This window comes from Staphylococcus sp. NWU MKU2 (assembly GCF_033283605.1).
GTDB classification, from domain to species: domain Bacteria; phylum Bacillota; class Bacilli; order Staphylococcales; family Staphylococcaceae; genus Staphylococcus; species Staphylococcus haemolyticus.
On sequence record NZ_JAVSMH010000020.1, the window covers coordinates 1 to 1,721 of the forward strand.

General features: G+C 30.1%; 1 protein-coding gene. It reads right to left on the reverse strand.

Annotated elements, in window-relative coordinates; all coding sequences use genetic code 11:
- Positions 1–188: 188 nt before the first annotated feature.
- Complete coding sequence (locus SBL15_RS12875; RefSeq protein WP_107612728.1) at positions 189–1,520, reverse strand: MFS transporter; 1,332 nt, start codon at positions 1,518–1,520, stop codon at positions 189–191.
- Positions 1,521–1,721: the final 201 nt, after the last annotated feature.

Consider the following 1,721-nt stretch of genomic DNA (forward strand, 5'->3'; position numbering starts at 1 on the left):
CCCTTCAGATCTACGGATTTTCGCCATGCCACGAAATTAGCATCATGCTAGCAAGTTAAGCGAACACTGACATGATATATTAGTGGTTAGATATATTTTTTACTTTGCAACAGAACCAATTAAAAATATATAATTTGTTTTTAGTTTCACTAGATTCTCCTTTTAAAATGAAAATTTTTGTTTATTGGTTAAGGTTTATTTTTCATTTCTTCGAAATCAATATTTGGCCTTGACCCTTTTAAAGGTTTGTTAGATGTAGGTTTAAAATATATACTAAACGCTATCAAACCAAGTAAATTAATAACTATCAAGTAAAATGCAGGCGCTAAGCCCCCATCTTTTAAATTACTTAATAAAGATAAAATAAAAGGGGTAACTCCTCCAAATATAGCTGTGCCTAAATTATATATGATAGATAAAAATTTCATCCTCACATTTGTGTGAGTAATCGCAGGTAAAGTTGAAGGCATGACGCCATTAAAAATAGATAACATTATAGCAAGCATCATTACTCCTAAAAAAATTGACCAGATATGATGGTTAGAATCTAAAATGAGAAAAACAGGGATTGAAAAGAAAATAAAGCTTGTTAATCCAAATAAAATTATACGTTTATTATTATATTTATCACTCAATGTACCAAATAAAAATATGAATGGTAACATTAGAATTAAAGCAATTGCATTAATAATTGTAGAATATTGCGCATCTATTCCTATATTACTTTTTAAAAAAGAAGGTAAATAAGTCAAAAACATATAATTATTTACATTTAAAAATATTACTCCGATAGTCATTAAAAAAGCTTCTTTTTTATATTTTTTAAAAGCGTATAAAATGTTATTTTCTGATACATCTTGCTTATTTTTAAAAGTAGGTGTTTCATCCAATTTAAATCTTAAATAAACAACTATTATTCCAAATGGCGCTGCTAATAAGAATGGAACTCTCCATCCCCAAGTCTCTATTTGAGTAGGATTTAAGAAATATAATAGTAATGCTACAACAATAGCTGCTAGCGCATTGCCTATCATAGTCCCCATCTCTAACCCACTTGTTAACATGCCTCTTTTCTTATCTGGGGAACTTTCTACAATATAAGTCATGGCTCCACTGTATTCTCCGCCTGTAGAAAAAGACTGGGCCATCCTCACTATCAATAATAGAATAGGGGCCCAAACACCTATTTGCTCAGACGTAGGCAGTAAACCAAGTATTAAAGTAGATATCGCCATAATAGAGATGGTAGTTGTTAAAACGACTTTTCTACCCTTTTTATCCCCAATATATCCGAAAACTAATGCTCCTATAGGGCGCATTAAAAATGCTATAGCAAAAGTTCCAAATGTAAAAAGTAATTGATTTTGACTGGCAACGTCACTAAAAAAATTATGACTAATATAAATAGCTAATTGTGCATATAAAGCAAAATCAAACCATTCAATAGCATTTCCCATGGAGGTTACAATTACCTTTTTCTTTGCCTCTGACGTTTTTACTGCGTTTTGATACTCTTCCATAATAACTCCTTTGCAAAAATTAATGTCTCGTGTTTGTATATCTATTTAGTAATTATTTTTATCACATCCTATAATATTATTTCCTCATTGGTTCTGTTGCAAAGTTGAATTTATAGTATAATTATAACAAAAAGGAGTCTTCTGTATGAACTATTTCAGATATAAACAATTTAACAAGGATGTTATCACTGTAGCCGTTGG